Source organism: Streptomyces galbus (genome assembly GCF_005280195.1).
GTDB classification, from domain to species: Bacteria; Actinomycetota; Actinomycetes; order Streptomycetales; family Streptomycetaceae; genus Streptomyces; species Streptomyces galbus.
Genome location: NZ_SZPR01000077.1, coordinates 1 through 836, shown reverse-complemented (window position 1 = coordinate 836; position 836 = coordinate 1). Strand labels below are relative to the sequence as shown.

The 836-nt window shown below is 70.5% G+C and carries 1 protein-coding gene and 1 pseudogene; both read right to left on the bottom strand.

Annotated features, from left to right (window positions below; translation table 11 throughout):
* Positions 1 to 205: alpha-amylase family glycosyl hydrolase (locus E4U92_RS35615; RefSeq protein WP_241681809.1), on the bottom strand; the 205-nt coding region annotated here is incomplete at its 3' end.
* Positions 202 to 836 (bottom strand): annotated as a pseudogene (locus E4U92_RS35610) (alpha-1,4-glucan--maltose-1-phosphate maltosyltransferase); the annotation flags it as partial. The pseudogene E4U92_RS35610 and the gene E4U92_RS35615, both read right to left, overlap by 4 nt.

Genomic DNA, 836 nt, shown 5'->3' with positions numbered 1-836 from the left:
GCAGCCACAGGCAGTCGACGCCGAGCCACTGCAGGTAGTCGAGCTTGGCGGTGAGGCCCTTCAGGTCGCCGACGCCGTCGCCGTTGCTGTCCTGGAAGGAGCGGACGAGGACCTCGTAGAAGACGGCGCGCTTGAACCAGTCGGGATCGCGGTCCTTGGCGGGGGTGTCCTCGAACTTGTCCGCTACGGGCGAGTTGACGGTCATGACGAGTGGGACCCTCCGTTCAGGACGTGGAGCACGTGGGCCGGTGCCCGGCCCGGCTCCAGGCGCACGTAGTCGGACCCGCCCCAGGCGTAGGTCTCACCCGTCAGTTCGTCGTGGACGGACAGGGAGGCGCCGTGCTCCAGGCCGAGGTGCCGCATGTCCAACGAGACCGTGCCCTCCTGGGTGTGGTGGGGATCCAGATTGACGACCACGATCACCGTGTCCGGCCCCTCGCGCTTGCTGTAGGCGAGCAGCGCGCCGTTGTCGGTGGGGTGGAAGCGGAGGTTGCGCAGCCGGCGCAGCGCGGGGTGCGCCCGCCGCACGGCGTTCAGCCGGGTGATGAGGGGGGCGATGGTGCGGCCCTCGCGGGCGGCGGCGTCCCAGTCGCGGGGGCGGAGCTGGTACTTCTCGGAGTCGAGGTACTCCTCGCTGCCCTCGCGCAGCGGGGTGTTCTCGCACAGCTCGTAGCCGGAGTAGATGCCCCAGGTCGGCGAGAGGGTGGCGGCCAGGACCGCGCGGACCTCGAAGGCGGGGCGCACGCCGTGCTGGAGGTAGGCGTGCAGGATGTCGGGGGTGTTGTCGAAGAAGTTGGTCCGCATGTACGCGGCCGCCTCGCCCGACAGCTCGCCCA